Source organism: Singulisphaera rosea (assembly GCF_054877945.1).
The window spans coordinates 25,527-43,090 of sequence record NZ_JBTYIP020000002.1 but is presented as its reverse complement, the minus strand read 5'-3'; the positions used below and the strand labels follow the sequence as shown (position 1 = coordinate 43,090).

14 protein-coding genes are annotated in these 17,564 nt (G+C 65.1%); 6 read left to right on the top strand and 8 right to left on the bottom strand.

The genetic code is table 11. From position 1 onward, the window contains the following. Positions 1 to 127 precede the first annotated feature (127 nt). The 3 genes from ACYOEI_RS03465 to ACYOEI_RS03455 form a co-directional block, all read right to left on the bottom strand. The gene (locus ACYOEI_RS03465) at positions 128 to 1,381 is read right to left on the bottom strand and encodes an SGNH/GDSL hydrolase family protein (RefSeq protein ID WP_462847900.1); all 1,254 of its coding nucleotides are present in this window, start codon (positions 1,379 to 1,381) and stop codon (positions 128 to 130) included. A gap of 285 nt (positions 1,382 to 1,666) precedes the next feature. Continuing rightward, positions 1,667 to 3,094 carry a DUF1501 domain-containing protein gene (locus ACYOEI_RS03460; RefSeq protein WP_462847899.1) on the bottom strand — a complete coding sequence of 476 codons (1,428 nt, stop codon included), beginning with the start codon at positions 3,092 to 3,094 and terminating at the stop codon, positions 1,667 to 1,669. A gap of 82 nt (positions 3,095 to 3,176) precedes the next feature. Further along, positions 3,177 to 5,402, bottom strand: coding sequence for a DUF1549 and DUF1553 domain-containing protein (locus ACYOEI_RS03455; protein WP_462847898.1), 2,226 nt, complete (start codon positions 5,400 to 5,402; stop codon positions 3,177 to 3,179). Between the two features lie 264 nt (positions 5,403 to 5,666). Here ACYOEI_RS03455 and ACYOEI_RS03450 point away from each other — a divergent pair, with 264 nt between their 5' ends. From ACYOEI_RS03450 to ACYOEI_RS03430, 5 genes are all read left to right on the top strand, one after another. Continuing rightward, on the top strand, positions 5,667 to 6,548 hold the full coding sequence (locus tag ACYOEI_RS03450; protein ID WP_462847897.1) for an RAD55 family ATPase: 882 nt from the start codon (positions 5,667 to 5,669) through the stop codon (positions 6,546 to 6,548). Positions 6,549 to 6,581: 33 nt separating this feature from the next. Beyond that, positions 6,582 to 7,349, top strand: coding sequence for a 3-oxoacyl-ACP reductase FabG (gene fabG / locus ACYOEI_RS03445; protein ID WP_462847896.1), 768 nt, complete (start codon positions 6,582 to 6,584; stop codon positions 7,347 to 7,349). 301 nt (positions 7,350 to 7,650) lie between these two features. Next, positions 7,651 to 9,642, top strand: a complete 1,992-nt coding sequence (locus ACYOEI_RS03440) for an FG-GAP-like repeat-containing protein (RefSeq protein ID WP_462847895.1) — start codon at positions 7,651 to 7,653, stop codon at positions 9,640 to 9,642. A 160-nt stretch (positions 9,643 to 9,802) separates the two neighbouring features. Further along, positions 9,803 to 10,690: a hypothetical protein gene (locus tag ACYOEI_RS03435; protein ID WP_462847894.1), complete on the top strand. Its 888-nt coding sequence runs from the start codon at positions 9,803 to 9,805 to the stop codon at positions 10,688 to 10,690. A gap of 96 nt (positions 10,691 to 10,786) precedes the next feature. Further along, on the top strand, positions 10,787 to 11,131 hold the full coding sequence (locus ACYOEI_RS03430) for a hypothetical protein (RefSeq protein WP_462847893.1): 345 nt from the start codon (positions 10,787 to 10,789) through the stop codon (positions 11,129 to 11,131). Between the two features lie 30 nt (positions 11,132 to 11,161). Here ACYOEI_RS03430 and ACYOEI_RS03425 read toward each other — a convergent pair whose 3' ends face one another. The 4 genes from ACYOEI_RS03425 to ACYOEI_RS03410 all read right to left on the bottom strand — a co-directional run bounded on the left by ACYOEI_RS03425 (position 11,162) and on the right by ACYOEI_RS03410 (position 14,771). Further along, positions 11,162 to 11,842 carry an RNA polymerase sigma factor gene (locus tag ACYOEI_RS03425; protein ID WP_462847892.1) on the bottom strand — a complete coding sequence of 227 codons (681 nt, stop codon included), beginning with the start codon at positions 11,840 to 11,842 and terminating at the stop codon, positions 11,162 to 11,164. Between the two features lie 373 nt (positions 11,843 to 12,215). Further along, the gene (locus tag ACYOEI_RS03420) at positions 12,216 to 12,716 is read right to left on the bottom strand and encodes a hypothetical protein (protein ID WP_462847891.1); all 501 of its coding nucleotides are present in this window, start codon (positions 12,714 to 12,716) and stop codon (positions 12,216 to 12,218) included. 437 nt (positions 12,717 to 13,153) lie between these two features. Beyond that, positions 13,154 to 14,116, bottom strand: coding sequence for a C-terminal binding protein (locus ACYOEI_RS03415; RefSeq protein ID WP_462847890.1), 963 nt, complete (start codon positions 14,114 to 14,116; stop codon positions 13,154 to 13,156). Positions 14,117 to 14,138: 22 nt separating this feature from the next. Further along, on the bottom strand, positions 14,139 to 14,771 hold the full coding sequence (locus ACYOEI_RS03410) for a hypothetical protein (protein ID WP_462847889.1): 633 nt from the start codon (positions 14,769 to 14,771) through the stop codon (positions 14,139 to 14,141). Positions 14,772 to 14,970: 199 nt separating this feature from the next. Here ACYOEI_RS03410 and ACYOEI_RS03405 point away from each other — a divergent pair, with 199 nt between their 5' ends. After that, positions 14,971 to 15,750 carry an HpcH/HpaI aldolase family protein gene (locus ACYOEI_RS03405; protein WP_462847888.1) on the top strand — a complete coding sequence of 260 codons (780 nt, stop codon included), beginning with the start codon at positions 14,971 to 14,973 and terminating at the stop codon, positions 15,748 to 15,750. 132 nt (positions 15,751 to 15,882) lie between these two features. Here the strand turns inward: ACYOEI_RS03405 and ACYOEI_RS03400 are convergent, their stop codons facing one another. Continuing rightward, a complete protein-coding gene (locus ACYOEI_RS03400) occupies positions 15,883 to 17,460 on the bottom strand; it encodes a hypothetical protein (protein WP_462847887.1) in 1,578 nt (525 codons plus the stop codon). Between the last annotated feature and the right edge of the window lie 104 nt (positions 17,461 to 17,564).

Sequence of the window (17,564 nt, the reverse complement as noted above, 5' to 3'; positions counted from 1 at the left end):
GGCTCGGGGGAAAATCGGTCGCCACCAGGTTGCCGCAATCGAAGGAGGGCAGCCGGGGGCGAGCAAGGCGGTAGTTCCTCTCGAAGTGTCCGAGCGGACGCCTTCGAGAGGAGGAGGAAACGCGGGCTTACTTCGCCCGGAGCTCGTACAGGCGCGGCTTCGGCAAGGCGGCGGCACGCTGCTCCTTGACGACCTCGGCTTCGAGCTCGTCGAGCTCGGAGAGGGCCTTGTCGACGTGCGGCGACTCGAAGCCCTGGAAGTGGAATTCGACGTTGCGCCAGCGTCGGAAATGGATCTCGTTGTGCTTGAGCGTGAGCTCGTGGACGAACTTGGCCTGCTCGACCATGGGCGTGTCGAGGACCGCGAGGTTGACCCCTTCGGCCAGTTGGGCCTTGGAGAGCTGTCCCACCGACTTGCCATCGATCGTGAGGGTATACTCGCCGGCCTCGAGGCCGTCGACCTGGAGGATCTGCTGGTCGAGTTGGGGGACGACGTCCGATGACTTGATCGCCAGGGCGGTCACGGGATCGGCCAGGTTGATGGGGAAGGGGAGGGCCTCGTCGAACTGGGTCCAGCAGATCGACGAGCCGTCGCGGTGGAGCTCGGCGAGCGCAGTCTTTTCCACCTCGCTCGAGAGTTGTCCCGAAGCGAGCTTGATCTTCACCTTGCTCACGATTGCGGGCGCGTGCCAGGCATCGAGCAAGGCCGCAGCCATCAGGAGCTGGCCACCGGGGCCGGGGTGGACGCGATCCTGATTGAGCTGGGGAGCGAGCTTGGCATCGAGATCTTTCGCCTTCTTGGTGGCGGCGACGACCGAGGTATTCAGGTCCGCGAGGTCGACGTGCGACTTCGCCGCGAGTTCCTTGAGGTAGTCGCCGTAACGCACCAGGACGGCGTTGTATCCTCCCTCGAATCCAGGAGGACGGGTCACATCGTCATAGGGAGAGGGACGAATCAAGGTCAACCGGATGTTCGGGAAGGCCCCTTTGACCTGGTCGACGATGCGTTTCATCCCGTCGGCGTAGGTCTTGAAGACCCCTTCGTCGAAGAGTCGATAGCTCGCGTCGTTCATCCCGAGCATGATCGTCATGACGGTCGGCCTGTAGGCGAAGACGTCGCGCCTGAGTCGGAGGTCGATCGGACCGCCGCCGCCGCCGGTGACGCGATCGCCACCCCAGCCCGAGTGGACGAACGTCACATTCATCTTCGGGAAGCGAGTGACGACGTAGGTCTCGGTAAATGTCGTGTAGAGGCGTTGATCGGTGATGCTGTCGCCGTAGAACACGACACGATCGCCATCCTTGAGGTAGAACGGCTCGGCCGCGGGGACGACGGAGGGAATTGAGAACAACAGCAGGGCGAAGACGATGGGCCGTCTCATGCGTGGTTCCTCTCGGCGGTCTTGCGCACGGGGATATCGGATCCCTCTCGTAGGCGTGGTTCGGCTTGACCACGTTACCGAACAGGTTCGTGGGGTGGTAGTCCCTGCCGGACCTCGGTTCACGAGAGACGGCCATGGGCCTGCTGGAGCCGATCACACTCGGTTTGTGCAATCCGACGGCTCCTGGGATCGGCCAAAGACAAGCCCGAAGCGCGAGCGAGTGAAGCCGGTCCCGGGTCATGGACAGGATTCACTCGCTCGCTCTTCGGGCTTGTATCGGAAAAATCAAGCCAGCAGGGGGCGGACCACGTTCCCGTGAACATCGGTCAGGCGCTGTTCCCGACCGCCGTGGAAATAGGTCAGCAAGGTATGGTCGAGCCCGAGCAGGTGGAGGATCGTCGCGTGGAGGTCATGGACGTGGACCGGGTTCTCGGCGGCGGCATAGCCGATCTCGTCGGTCGAGCCGTAGACGGTCCCGCCCTTCACGCCCCCGCCGGCGAGCCAGGTGGAGAAGCCCCTCGGATTATGGTCGCGCCCCGCCCCACTCTGGCTGGTCGGCATCCGGCCGAACTCGCCCGACCAGACGAGGAGCGTCTCATCCAGCAGGCCTCGACGCTTCAGGTCGGTGAGCAACCCAGCGATCGGCTTGTCGGTGTTGCCGCAGTGGAGTTCGTGGTTTTTGTTGACGTTGCCGTGGGCGTCCCAGTTCTGGTCGTTGTGGCCGCCGCCGGAGTAGATCTGGACGAACCGGACCCCTCGCTCGACCATCCGCCGGGCCATCAGGCACTTGCGGCCGAAATCCGCCGTCCGAGTCTGGTCCATGCCGTACAGGGCCTTGGTCTCTTCCGACTCGTTCGAAAGGTCGATGGCCTCGGGCGCCTTCGCCTGCATTCGATACGCGAGCTCATAGCTCGCGATCCTCGCGGCAAGCTCCGACTCGTGCGGCCGAGTGACGCGGTGCGATTCGTTCAGCTTCGCGAGGTAATCAAGCTGGGTGCGTTGTTCGTCGCGAGTGATGGGTGCCTTGGGAGAGAGGTTCAGGATGGGGTCGCCCTGGGTCCGCAACTGGGTCCCCTGGAAGCTCGCGGGCATGTAGCCCGCGCCCCAGTTCGGGGCCCCACCGATCGGTCCTCCGCTCGGGTCGAGGAAGACGACGAAGCTAGGCAAGTCGCGATTCTCGGTGCCGAGGCCATACGTGACCCAACTTCCGAGGCAGGGCTTGCCCTGGAAGATCGAGCCCGAGTTCATCTGGATCATCGCGGATCCGTGCGCGAAGCTGTCGGCGTACATCGACCGAATGATCGCCATGTCGTCGACGCAGCCGGCGAGGTGCGGGAAGAGGTCCGAAATCTCGATCCCGCTGGCGCCATGCTTCGAGAACTTGCGGGTCGAGCCAAGGAGGGTGCCATCGTTGAACGAGTCTTTGCGCGTCTCGATCTTGATGGTCTTGCCGCTCTTGGCCGACAGGACGGGCTTCGGGTCGAAGAGGTCGACCTGCGAGGGGCCGCCATACATGAAGAGGAAGATGACGTTCTTCGCCTTGGCCGGGAAGTGCGACGGCTTGGGGGCGAGGAGGTCCTCGGGGCCCGACTCGGCGGCCTTGGCCTTGCGGAAGAAACCGTCTTCCTGAAGCAGCGAGCTCAAGGCCAGGCCCGTGAAGCCCGCACCCGTTTGCCAGAGGAATTCGCGCCGAGTTCGACCGCAAGGCGTCATGCGATGCTCCCTGAGAATATGGGGTCGGCGAGGTCGGTCGGCTTCGATCGTCGGAGGGGCTGGAGCCCCCGGTCGATCGCGTTCAGTCGATCGTCAAGAATTCATTGCTGTTCAAGAGGACGAGGCAGAAGGTGCGGAGAGCTTCTCGGACCGGGTCGACGCGGTCCTCGGCCTTCGGACGCTGTCGGACCCGGCGAGCCATCTCGTCGAGGAAGTCGAGCGCGTCGCCTCGTTCGGTGGAGTTGGCGTGGCGGCCATAGGCGAGGGAGAACGCGCGATCGACCTGCTCCACGGGGTCATTGCCGGCCTCGGCGACCAACCGCCCGGCGAACCGTGCGGCCTGCTCGTGGGCGAAGGTTCCGTTGAAGTTGGCCAAGGCCTGAGGCGCCGTCGTCGTCACGCTCCGCCTCGGGCAAGGCTCTGAGGTGTCGGCCGAGTCGAGGATCTCGAGCTCAGGCAGGGGGAGGGTCCGCTTCACGAGCACGTAGAGGCTTCGGCGACTCGAGGCCCGCTCGTCGGACTTGCCCCAGCCGTTGCCGGGGATCGACTGGCCGGCGAGTACGACGGGGTCGATCGGTGGCGTCACGCTCGGGCCGCCGATCTGGAGGTTGATCGCCCCCGAGACCGCGAGGATCGAGTCGCGAATCGGCTCCGCCTCGAGTCGGCGCGGGGCCATGCGCCAGAGCCAGGAATTGCCCGGGTCGTCCTCGGCCGCCGCCGGGTTCCATTGGCCCGACTGACGATAGGTTGCCGACGTGACCATAAGCCGGTGCATCGCCTTGAGGCTCCACCCCTTCGCGACAAACTCCGACGCCAGCCAGTCGAGCAATTCCGAATGGCTCGGCTCGTCGCCCATCGTGCCGAAGTCGCTCGGGGAGGCCACGAGACCCTGACCGAAGTGATGCTGCCAGAGGCGGTTGATCATGACTCGGGCGGTCAACGGGTTCTCCGCGCGAGCAATCCAACGCGCCAGGGCCAGTCGACGTCCGGTCGAGGTGTTTCCCGCAGGGGGGACGATCGTGGGGTTGGAAGGGTCGACGGCGGAAAGGAATCCTGGCGCGACCTCGGCCCCCGGCTTATGCGCATCCCCTCGCATGAGCAGGTGGGTCGCCTCGGCCGTCGCCCCCGCGTCGGTCAAGCCCAGGGCTTTTGGCAGGGGGGCGGGACGGCCGGCTTCAAGGGCACCGATCTGCCGCTCGATCTCGGCCTTCCTCGACTTTTCCGTCGCCGAAAGTCGGGCGTTGATCTCGTCGTCCTTGATTTCAACCTTGGGCTTCGCGGCCTCGGCCAGGCGCTTCTCTTCGTCGTTTCGGCGCTCGGCGGGGATGTCGAGGGCCGCGAGTGTCTCGCGATCGAGGCCTTGCCGGTGTTCGGTCAGGATCACGTTCCGATGAGGTGTCCGCATCGCCTCCAGATCGTCTCGGAGCCGTTTCACGTCCCGGTCGATCGAGGCATTCCTCTCGTTGAACCGCTTTTGCTCCTCGGGGGTCGCGATGTCAACTTCGATGCTCGCGTTGTTGTCACGGATGTACTTCTTCCCGGGCACGAAGAACGCGGCCAATCGGTAGTAGTCGCGTTGCGTGATCGGGTCGAACTTGTGGTCGTGGCAACGGGCGCAGTGGATCGTCAGCCCGAGCATGGTCGTGCCGACCGTCTTGATGACGTCGTCGAGTTGGTCGAAACGATCGGCGAGATTGTCCGCCGGCTCATCGTCGATGGGTCCGAGCCGGTAGACCCCCGTGGCCATCCGGGTCTCGGGCGACGCGTCGGGGAGCTCGTCGCCGGCCAGTTGCTCGATCACGAATCGATCGTAGGGGAGGTCGCGGTTCAACGCCCGGACGACCCAGTCGCGATACCGCCAAGCGTTGGGCTTGCCGCCGTCGCGCTCATACCCATGGGTCTCGGCGAATCGCACGAGGTCGAGCCAGTGACGTGCCCACCGCTCTCCATAATGCGGGCTGTCGAGGAGCCGGCCCACGAGGCGATCGTACGCGTCGGGCTCCTTATCTCGCTCGAACGCGTCCACTTCTTCGGGTGTCGGGGGGAGACCGAGGAGGTCGAAGCTCAGCCTGCGGATCAAGGTCCGACGGTCGGCTTCCGGGGACGGGCGGAGATCGTGCTCCTTGAGCGTCTTCAGGACGAATCGGTCCACCGGGTTTCGCACCCAGCCCCCTGCGTCTTCATCCGGCACGGCGGGACGCTTCACGGGGGTTAGTGACCAGAGCGATTCTCCCGAGTCGGACGGTGCGGCCCCCACCAACCCGGTGCCGCAAAGAACCAAGAGAAGTCCGGCCGTCCGCATGCCCATAGACGTAAGCTCCCAGCTTTGCGCACATTCGACGTACGCGTTCCGCGGGCTTTTGTTTCTCTCTTGTTTAATATTCTTACCGCGATGTGACCGAATTGCAAGTTCGAACCGAAACGCTTCGGAGGGTGTCACATCGGTCGAACGGCCGAACGACAGTGCAGGGGAATCGACGTGTCGGACGGCTTGCCCTCTCGGCCGTTGGGAACGCACAATGAGGCGGAACACCGGGCCGCTCGTCGGCCCGTCCTCGATCGACGCGGAGTGATGAAGACGATGCGCCAGGAGTTTGGGATCGGCGTCCTGGATCAGATGCTCGGGGGTGGCCTGCTGCCCGGGACGTTGACGGTCCTGGCGGGGGCGACGGGGGCCGGCAAGACGCAACTCGGTCTGCGTTGGGCGAATCGCGGCGCGGAGGCCGAGGGGCAACGGGGCGTGATCTGCGACCTGACGAGCCGCGGCGATGCCCAGAACCACGCCGGCTATGCCGAGTCGCAGTTCGGCTGGAACCTGTCGGAATACCCGGTGGAAGGCCAACCGGACCTCGATGCGGTCTGGGACTTCTCGCGTCCGATCGGCGACTACTTCCACCCATTCTCAAAGTCTGGCCGGAGGGTGACGCGACGGGATCTTGAGGCCGACGACTGGCACGCCTGGAAGTCGGACCTCGCGCGCGTCCTGCGTAAGTCGGTCTGCTACTTCTACGAGCACTTCGTCCGAGGCACCCGCCGAGTGGTCGTCGACGGAATCGAACCGACGGAACGATTCGGAGACTCCATTCAATTTGAATATTTCGAATATCTTTATCACAACGTCCTCCGCAAGGAGGATGCCTGGGCCGCTCGGGAGCTGTTCCGTGAACACTTCCGCAGCAACAGTCCCAAAGTGGACGCCCACCCCTACAACCACAAGCAGATCGGCTGCCTGTACCTCTACACGACGCCGCACATCCTGCTGGACGACCTGATGGCGGAACCGATCGGCGAAGGCGACATCTTCTCGAACGCCAACACGATCATCCTGATGGGCCGGACCCGTGAGGCGGGAAGGCTGGGGCGTGCCCTGTACGTTGCCAAGCATCGCGGCAGCGCGTGTGGTGACGAGATCCGCCCCTACCATCTGACCGACGAGGGTCTGGTCTTCGACTAACTCGAGCTCGCCGTCTTCGCCAGGAGGTCGATCATGAGTCTGGCCATCGACTTGTCGGGGAAGACCGCCCTGGTGACCGGAGCCTCGCAGGGCATCGGCGCGGCGGTCGCACGCACGTTACACGAGGCCGGGGCGCGGGTCGTCCTCAACCATCCCGACGCGGGGGAGGGGACGACACGAGCCGACGCCGAGGACCTGGCGACGCAACTCGAGGCGATCCGGCCGCAGAGTACCTTGGTGCTGGCCGCCGATGTGAGCGTCCCCCACGCAGTGGAGGCCATGCTGCGGTCCATCCAGGGCGTCTGGGGACCGATCGACATCCTGGTGAACAACGCGGGGATTCTCCGCGACCGAAGCATCGCCAAGATGTCGGTCGAGGCCTGGCAGGACGTGATCGACGTCAACCTCACGGGGGTCTTCCTCGGCTGCAAGTTCGGGCTCGAGATCATGCGAGACGGCGGCTCAATCATCAACATGGGGAGCCTTTCGGCCGAGGCGGGCTTCCACGGCCAGTCCAACTACGCGGCGGCGAAGGCCGGCGTCCACGGCCTGACGCGAGTCCTCTCCCGCGAGTGCGCGAGGCGTTCCATTCGGGTGAATGCAGTCGCCCCCGGCATCATCGAGACGGCGATGACCTCGCAACTCCCCGAGGACGTGAAGGACGGTATGCGCAAGAACATCCCGAGCCGCCAGTTCGGCAAGCCCCAGGACGTCGCCAACGCCGTGCTGTTCCTGGCATCCCCTCTCGCAGGTTACGTGAACGGACACGTTCTCGAGGTCGACGGCGGCTGGAATGGCTAGTCGACTGGTCTTTACCCGCGAATCACTCGATTGAGTCGAAACCGACCGGACTGGCGGAAGGCTTTAGGCTCTAAACGCAAGGCTTTAGGCCCCAAACGCTTGGAACCATGTTTTAGGCCGGACCAAAAGTTCCTCCCTAGCCGCCGACTCGGGCCGTCTGGGCAACATCCCGGGCACCAAGCGTCTCGAAGCTCTTGCGCAAGAAACGCGAAACTCGACGCGCCTCCGCCGCCTCGACCCGTTACAATGCGGGTTTGCGGCCCGTCCCGGCGGGTGGCTTCGAGCGAGCGGAGGGAAAGTAATGTCAGCGGTCGATCTCGAAACGAACGCGGAGAAAGACCCCACCGTAGACCTCGTCGCGGGTCCTCCCCTCTCCTGGGATGCGTCGGTGGTCGCGACTCCGCTCGGATTAGGGTGGGATGCGGAGCCGGTGATCGTCGACTGGTTCGGTGCAGGCAAGCCCGACCTACTTGTGACCGCCGGCGGGGGCGACCATGGTCGCAGCGCCCGGATCTATCGTCACGTCGCAGGCGGCGACCTCCCCTATGCGTATGACTCGGGCACGCCGGTCGAGGACCTCGACGGCCTCCGGTGTCTCTGTCCGATCCCGAACGGCTCGCCGAGTCGCTTCGACCTCGTAGCCCTCGCCCCCGAAGGTTTGGTCCTCCTACCCAACCGCGGCAGCGCCCAATCGCCGGAGTGGGGCGAACGGACCTCGCTCGGGATCGCGGCCGACTTGGGGATCGGCATTTGCCGGATCGTCCAGATCGTCGCCCTCGACTGGGACGGCGACGGCCTCACGGACCTCCTCGTCGGGGTCGATGACCTCACGGGTTATTGGCCCGACTCCGATCGACTACCAGTCTCTCAGCAGGTCGGGTTCAACCAGAAGGGGGGCCATCCCGGCTACGATCGCGACGGCTCCTGGCGAGGTCAGGCCCCTCGAGGGCGATTGGTCTGGTTCCGCAACGTCGGCCGACTCGGAGAACCGGCGTTCGAGTTGCAGCCGGACCTCGAGGGCGATAATGGTCCGCTCGAGCTCGGACTCCACCCGGCAGGCCTGGCCGTTGCCTGGGGAGGTGGCGGTAGTCTCGAGCTGTTGTTCACGGACAGCCGCGGTACCGTCAAGGTCTTCCGTAACTTCGGCGGGCAGCGTCCGCCGGTGCTCATGGAGCCGAGGACCCTCCAGTGCGGCCACGGGCCGCTCACTTTGCCCGACGACCGTACCGTCGTCATTGCGGCCGACATCGACGGCGATCGTCGCGTCGAACTCGTTTACGGCACCTCCGACGGACGCATCTTCGCGGTCCATTCGGGAGCGACTCGGAACGACGCCAAGACCCCGGTCCCGATCCTTCAGGAAGGACCCGGCCTCTGGCTCGGCGGCCATTCGGTGGTCACGGCCGGCGACCTCGACGGGGACGGGGACCTCGACCTGGTCTTCGGCGATGCGCCGGGGCGACTTTATCTCCTCGAAGACCTCGGCACGGCCACCGAACACCGTTATGCATCCCCAGTAATGCTCGAGGCGGGGGGCATCCCATTCCGGGTCGATCCGGGACCGGATGGGATGAGCGACGGACCGATCGCCCAGAAACTTGGTTTCTCCTGCCCGACGCTGACCGACTGGACGGGGAACGGTCGCCTCGACATCATCCTCGGAGGGGCCGGTGGGGAGATCGTTTACCTCCGGAACGACGGTGCGGTCAACGCGCCTCGGTACGGGTCCCCAAGCCTCATCCGCGTCCAGGGGAGCCCGCTAATCGTCCCGCCGAGAGTCCGGCCGGCCACCGGCGACTGGCATGGCAAGGGGCAGCTCGACCTCATCGCACTCGACCTCCAGGGCAACCTCTGTGTCTTCCCGCGAGAAGGGAGTTACGAGGTCGGTCCCCCGATCCCTCTGGTCGATCGTCTCGGCCGATTCCTCCGGCTCGACGGCGGGTTCGGCCAGGCGGGCCGCTGTTCGATCTGGGCCGGGCCTTGGTTGGGCAGCGGTCAGCTCGACCTCCTCATCGGCCTCCCGCGCGGCAACCGGCACGTGATCCCGGCGATGACCGGCGTCCCGCTTGGGGATCCTGACGAGTTCCCTACGGTCCTCATCCTCGAGAATCTCGGGCACGGTCGGCTCTCTCCCAGGCCGCTGTACCACGCCGACGGACGGCCGGTGGTCATCGGCTCCGAAGGGTGCAGCCCTTGCGGCGTCGACGTTTCCGGACGAGGAGAGCTCGACCTCCTCGTCGGGGCCGACGACGGACGATTGACCTTGCTGCGCCGCGAAGACCTTCGTTGGTGACACGCGGCGCCGTCTCGTTGCGTATTCTTTAGGCCCCCTCACGAAGGCCGCAACCCGGCCTTCGAGGGGGTCGGCCCGCGCTCAATCCTCGCGTTGGGCAATCGGTGCGCGAGAACTCCGCGCCGGGCCCTCGTTCGCGTTCGGATCCAGGAGATGTCCGATGATCGAGTTGACCTCTCCCCGTCCCGAAGACGAGGGTGAGCCGAGCAACGCCGAACCCCAATGGCTGGTAGGGGAGGAACCGAAACAGTCCACCCCTGTCGCGCCACCGGCCGCCGTTGCGTCCACCCCCGGCGAGAGCTATGACCTCGAGGAAGGGGCTGTACCGGAGCCGAACGACTCCACGCCGCTCGAGATCGTTCCGCCCGTCCTGGCGCCTCCGCTACCGAGGCCCATTCCCAAGCCCAGGCCCCGTACCGATGCGATCCCCGACGAATCGGCGGACCCCGAGGATGCCGTCGACCCCGTCTGGTCTCGCTGGGGCGAGTGGGGACCGACGATCATCCTGCTCGGGGTCGTGATGGTGACGCTCGGGGCCCTGGATGTGCTCGCGATCTCGGTCGGATTCTACGGGACCGCGTTCGCGATCTTCCCAATCGGCGCGACGATCCTGGTCTTATTGTCCTATCCGATCTGGATCACCCTGGAGCGGCCGGTCCGGGTGACCGCCGAGCAAGCGGTCAACGACTTCTACTCGGCAATCTCGCACTATCTCCCACACTACCGCCGGATGTGGTTTCTCCTGAGCTCGGCGGGGCGGGACGCGGCGGAGTTCTCGACGATCGAGAGCTTCGAGGCTTACTGGAAGCAGCGACTCGCGACCTTGGCGAAGGATCCCGAGCTTCGTTACAATCCCTTGCAGTTCGAAGTCGTAGAATTTCAGTCGTTGAAGAACAGCCGACAGACGGCCGCCCAAGCCACTTACACCGTCAATGTCTTCTCCGGAAGCGGTCGGGACGATGCGCCCATCGCGGCCATTCCCATGAAGATCGGGCTGGTCAAAGGGCCGGATCGGATGTGGTACTTGAATTCGGGTACACTGCCCTGAGGTTGGGACACATTTGGGCCCCGAGGTATCCCCGAATGCCGAGGTCGCCAGGTTTTGGGAGCTAAAGGGTTACTCAGTCGCATAGGTGTGAATGTCGTGCATTTCGATCTCGAAGACGAGCGAGACTGGCCGACTCGCGAGAGGTACTGGAGGCAGAAGCTCGGCAGGATTCGCCTGGATGCCGAGCCGGTCGAGGACCAGGTCGCGAAGTATCAGCGCGTGACCTGGGCCCTTTCCGCGGTCCTTCTGATCTTGAGCCTCATCTTCGTGGGGCTGTTCTCGGCGTTCCACAGGCCCGACATCGGCGTAGCCCTGGTCGGGTGCTTGTTCCTGCCGATCGCGGTGATGGCCTGGGTCGATATCACTCTGTTGCGAGCTCGCACCGACCAGTATCTTCGCGAGTGGCAGGAGGAAATCGACCGACGAGCGGCCTCGAGATGAACCCGAATCAGGCTCATCCCGAGAGGCCGCTTATCGGAGGGACAACGTCCCGGAGCCGGCTCCGACGAGGTCATCCTCTTCCTCTTCGTCGTCGAACGAACCATCCGCCCATTCGTCGGCGTCGTCGACGCTCTCTTCCAGCTCGAGCTTGAGCCGCTTCCGGGCGGTATGGAGCCGTCGCTTGATCGTCCCGATCGGCGTGTTAAGCTCCTCGGCGATCTCGATCAGGGACTGCCCCTGGATGTAGAACGCGACCAGGACCTCGCGGTCGATCGTCTTGAGCCGTTCGAGCGCCTCCCAAAGTCGATGGGCGCGCTCCCGAGAGATCATGACGTCGAGCGGATCATCGCACCGATCGGAGCTGGCCCCTTCGAGCACGGAGGTTTCGACGCTCGGAGGAGCCGTCCGACGGGTGGCGCGATTGATCGCCATCCGGATCGTGACCTGCCGGAGCCAGCCGGCGAACCGCTCGGGCTCGCGAAGCTGGTCAATCCTTCGGAGCACGTGGAGGAAGACCTCCTGGGTCATCTCCAGGGCCTCGCTCGGGTTACCAAGTCGCCGCAGGCAGATCGAGTGGACGGTCCGCTGGAACTGCTCGACGAGTTCGCCGAACGCCTCGCGATCACCTTCCTGAGCACGACGAACCAGGATGGCCAGGTCAGTCCAGGACTCATCCCGGACGGGAACATTGCTGCACAGAGTCGCCAACACGTTGGTCGCCCCCCATACCTTTGGGGTCCAGGTCCGACCCGACGTTGGGCCTTAACGGCCGCCGGGGAACGAACCTCTTCGCAGTCCACGAATCAGGCGCCTGGCGACCAAGGTGCGGACGCGGTCGGTGGTCCTCGGCCTTCGAGATCACGAGGATCTCGAGGCGGGACGACTCGCCGAGTCACGCGCCGAGGCGCGGCGGCCGACGGTGACGGCTGGGGCGCGGTGACCTTGCGAGGTCGGGGCAAGGGTCGTCCGCACGAAGCCGACCGCCAACTCAACTCAGTGGGCTGGAATCAAACGACGCATTGCGATCGACACATTCGCACGCGTTCGTCGAGGTTCCAACGAGATTGAGTAGGGAGGTCGGGGTTCACCCTCCCGCGGCCGCGAGTATCGCGGTCGCGGGGGTCGCAAGGGTCGCCTGGGCCGATGTCCTACCAAGGCCGTAACCCTCGAGCGATCGCAGGCCCGTTTTCAACGGTTTGCGGTCGCGTTTGGCGTCTTCTTGCTTTTGCCAGAAGAGCCCGAGGAAACGTTCTTGGGATTCCGCGAGGAGACAGGCGGAGCCTCTCTCGGGAAACGACACGACGGCGAGCTCGACCCTTGGCCGTCCGACCTCGCGCCGTAATACTTGGCGCGAGGAGGTGGACGGGGATGAACTCGGGATGGCCGGAATCCCTCCGCTCCGAATCGAAATCGGAGTCGTTGGATATCCCGGCATCCCGTCGCGCAAAACGACACGATGGTCATCGTGGCGGAGGCGCAGGGTCTGATCGCCGTTGTTGACGTTCGCCGCGATGGCGAACGACCGCGTGCCGAGGTTCAGCCGGTTCAGGTTGGCCGACAGCGTCCGGTTCGTGCGGTTCAACATGGCAAGACCCTCACATCCGCCGACATAGGGCGGGATGAAGAAGTGAGGCGACTGAGAGCGCGGCGACTTCGTCGGTCGCCGGTCGGACCACCCCGTGAAGGGCGGCCGTCGCGAGTGGGGACAATTCTTGCGTCCCCTGGCATTAACGAGTCGTTGGGGTCCGTTCAGGCTCCCGATTCCTCGTGCTCACCGGGACACGCGCCCGGTGCTGGCTCCGAGGGTCGACCTTATGAGGGTCGTCCCCCGTGTTGCGGTCTTAGACATTCTATCGACGAGAGATGTTCGCGCGAAATCAGAAATTATTCCGAACTCGCATGTCGGAAACCGGCTCGGACGTCCGGCAGGCCCCGTATGGTTGCCGGAAGTCACGGCGTGACCAGGAGTTGAGAGGACCAAACCATAGGCCGTCCCGACGACTGATTCCGGCATATCGTCGGTCAAACCGGGTTTCGAGGCGCCTCGCCGAGCAGGATTCGGCGGATTTCCTGGGCGGCCTTGGTCCGGAGCTCGACATAGCCCTCGACGCTGTAGAAGGCCGAGTGTGGGGTCAGGAGGATGTTGGGATGGTGCCTGAGCCTCTCGTCATCGAGGGGCTCGCGTTCGACCACGTCGACGGCCGCCCCGGCGAGGTGTCCCGATTCGAGCGCGTCGCCCAGGGCGACCTGGTCGATGATCGGACCGCGTGCCGTGTTCACGAGGTAGGCCCCCGGACGCATCTTTGCAAGGGTCTCTGTATTGATCAGGTGATAGCTCTTTTCATCCAAGTAACAATGCAGGCTGACGAAGTGGCTTTGGGCGAGAAGCGCATCGAGCTCATGGACCCGACGGATCCCGAGCGCCTTGTCGACGCCTTCCGGCACGTGGGGATCGTAGAAGACGACATCGAGACCGAGGGACTTCGCGCGAAGCGCGGTCGCAGTCCCGATCCTCCCGCAGCCGATTAGCCCGATCGTCTTGCCCCTGAGGCGAGGCGTCCCGTAGGCCGTCCGGTGATCCCAGCCGCCCGACCGGATCTCCAGGTGGGTCGGCAAGAGGCGACGGACCATCGCGAGCAAGAACATGATGGCGTGGTCGGCCACCTCTTCGGTGCCGTAGTCGGGCACGTTGCAGACGACGATCCCCCGGCGACCGGCCGCGAGCCGATCGATGTTGTTATAGCCGACCCCGGCACGGACCACCCCTTTGCATCGGGGCGCCAACGCGAACGTCGGCTCGCCGATGAGGGGGATCTCGTGGAACGTCAGCATCGCGTCGACTTCGGAGAGCTCGGGATAGCGACATAGGCCCGGCTCGTCGGACGCGCCAGCGAACACGACCCGCGCGATGTCTTCGAGGATCGGCGTCTCGATCGTGGCCTCGTCCAGGAAATCAGTGACCAACACGGTGAACCGGGGCGTCATCGGCACTCCTCGCATAGTCGGATCAAGTTCGGACCGAGTTCGACGTCAACATCGACGTCGATGTCGGAGTCCAGGACAGCACGGCGGTCGGGTCCGAGACCGCGAATACCTCGACCTCGCTCTCAGCCCCTTCGAGACGGATCGCGACCCGATGGGGCCAGTTGAGCACCAACCCTCCAGCGAACTCCCGCATAGGCTCGGGACGAATATCCGGCAGTGGGTCCAGTCCGCAGGACCAGACCTCTAAACCCTGGGCGTTGGGGAAAAACCAGAGACACTGGTTGGTCCGTATCAGGGCGCCCGGAATCCATCTCCGGCCGGCTCGCTTTCGCGCGGGGAGCGACTCGACGACCCACTCGCTTGGGGCGAAGTAGAAGGAGCCCATGGTGTCGTCGGTCGATGGGGTGTGCCAACGCACGACCAGCGGACGTACGACCGCCCGAAATAAGAGCGTCGCAATGAACGCGACCAAACCGCCGACGAAGACGGACACCACGAAGATTGACGGGACGTAGTAGAGAACGACGAGGAACCGCCCCCTTCGCAGGCCCCTCCGGACGCGGATCCAAACGACGACCAGCCACACGAGGAAGACGCACGCCGAAGTTCGCCGTGAAAGCTTCGAGGAGTCGAGATCGACCCGAGGTTGCACCATGGGCGAAATCCGGCCTCCGCATCGAGGGTCCGAGGGTGGGACGACCCCCTTGGTCCAGGGTAGGCGCCATGCTAGGTTCAACGGCCGGCGTCAGGGGCGACCTCCGAGATGGCTCGGCGTCGATCGACACGACCCCCCGGCAGCCGACCGGTCAAGGATCCGACTATTGTGAAGGATCGGTCATCGGGAGGGAAGATAGATGCGCAGGATCAAACAACGGTTGGCCGCGGGCGAGCTCGTTCGGATGTTCGGCGTCGGCCAGTTGTTGAGCCCGAAGTTCATCGAGATCATCGGCGAGCACGGCGACTTCGACGCCTTGTGGCTCGATGCCGAGCACGCGGGCATCGGCATGCGAGAGATCGAGTGGGCCACGCTCGCGGCCAAGGCCTATGGGCTCGACAACTTCGTCAGACTCCCCGCGACCGACTACGCCGCCATCATGCGCCCGCTCGAGGCCGGGGCAGGAGGAGTGATGGTGAGCATGGTTCGCTCGGCCGAGGAGGTCGAGCAGGCCGTGCGTTGGGCGAAGTTCTGGCCGAGGGGCGAGCGAGGGATGAACGGCGGCAACCGTGATGGCCGATTCGGACTGACGTCCCTCTCCGAATACGTCGTGAAGGCGAACGAAGAATCCTTCGTCGGGATCCAGATCGAGACCGCCAGCGCGATCGCCTCCATCGCCGAGATTGCGGCGGTCCCCGACGTCGACCTCCTCTTCGTAGGGCCGGCCGATATCAGCCAGGTCCTCGGCATGCCCGGAGACTTCGAGAATCCTCGCTGTCTCGAAACCATCGAAGGCATCGCCCGAGCCTGTGCGGACGCGGGGAAGCCTTGGGGGATCGTCCCGAGAGGCCCGGAGTATGCCTCGAGGATGCGGGACTGGGGCTGCCAGATGTTCGTGGTCGGGTTCGACATCCACGCCGTCCACGCCGGCATCCGCGCGACCAAGCAGCGCTATCCGGCGTTCTTCGAGCCGAAGTGAGGGACACGAGGCGAGCGGAGTCGGCGTGACTGCGGGTGTTGAAACCAAGCGAGGCGGCCGGGATTTTTGCAAATCCCGGCCGCCTCGGCATGGATCTCGGACGGCCTCAAGAGAGTCCTCAGGCCGATCTCATCAACGGTTCTGGTTCGAGAGATCGCGGCTGCGGTTCTGCTCGATGGCCATGAGCACGCCATAGCGTACTCGACGGTACAGGGCCGGTTGATCCTGCGCCGGGATCTCGCGAGCAATCCAGGCCATCGCGGACTCGGACGCACCGCGGAAGCCTTGCGACTCCGCGATCGCGCTGAGGGCGACGGTCTGGCGTGACTTCTCGGTGTAGAGCCGGACGCATGCCCTGGCATCCTCGAACCGGCCGGTGGCGATCAAGCTGTCGATCAGCACACCGGTCAGCACCATCTTGGGCGAGGGCAGGGGGATCGCAGCGACGGCCTGAGCCGCTTCGTGATACGTCGAGGTCGCCCCGGCGTTCTGATTCGCCCGGGCTTGCAACTCGGCGATCCGGATCATGCCGTCGGTCCTGACCTCGGGTTGCGGGATCAACCGGGCGATCTGGATCGCCCGGTCGAATTGTCGTGAGGCTGCTCCCGACGTCGCGATCGCGACGAACGCCCGGTCGCGCCAGGCGGGTCGGTCGATCGTGCTGGCGACGCTCGCCGCCTTCACGAGGAGGTCATCTGCCCGACGTCGGATGAGCTCGGGCACGGACGAGTTGGGGGTCGTCGCGGGGGCCGGGGTGACGGCAGGTGTCGGGGTGGCGACCGTATCACTCGGGGAGGTCGCCGGGCCGGGCGACACCGCGGGTGCGGCCGGCTCAGGCGGCGGAGGGGGTGTGGCACCGACCTCCTTCGGGAACTCGTTCATAATCGTCAGGCTGCCGAACGCCTCGCTGTCGGCGACCCGGTACAGCATCTCATTGCGGTACGTCGGGTTCTCGAGCTTGCTGGCGAGAAACGCGGCTCGACGCCACTCGAACTCCGCGCGAGTGATGACCTTCACGCGATCGCCCGTGGCATCCTTCGGCAAAGGAGCAGACTCGTCGTCGGACGGCGCGGGTAGCGTGTCGATCTTGCCTTCGCGAAGGTACGACTCGCTGAGGTTGTCCAGCGTGTGGATGATCGAGAGCAGGCGGAGGTCTCGGATGGTCGTGTCGGAGATTTCGACGACCGACTTCGCCGCCTCCCCGAGCGCCTCGTGGGCGACCGGGAGTTGGTTGCTGAAGATCGCGACCGCCCCGATGCGCTGGTAGGTCAAGGTCCGCTCGCCCGGGTCGGCGATCTGCCTGGCGTACTCCAGCTCCTTGGGCTGGACTTTCGCCAGGCTATCCCCGACACCTTTCGCCCCGCCTTGCGGGTCGTGGGCGAACGGGAAGAGAGTCGTGTCGTCGGGGAACCGTGTGTCGACGCCCGGCCCGAAGGGGACGACGAAGTTCGGTGGAAGTCGGTTGTAGTTCGCGGGCCCTCGCGGCCCTTCCTCGCCGTTGACACCGAGCCCGGAAGACCCAGGACCAACTCCCGAGACTGAGCCCGATCGGTTGTTCTGGACGCCGGAGGAATAGCCGGTGCCGGTCCCTTCGCCGCTTCCAGACGACAACCCGGGGCCGACCTGGGCAGAGACGGAGAGGGGTATGCTGACGGCGAGCCCCAAGGCGAGGGCTGCCGGTATCGTGGTCTCGAAGCGTTTTCGAGTCATGGTCGCCTATCCTGGCCGGTCCTCGCTCCGCAGAGCCGAGGGCTCGGAAGTAGGAACCAGTCCAGCCGGGCCGCATCGGCGCTCGGTCCAGGACTCGCTCAACC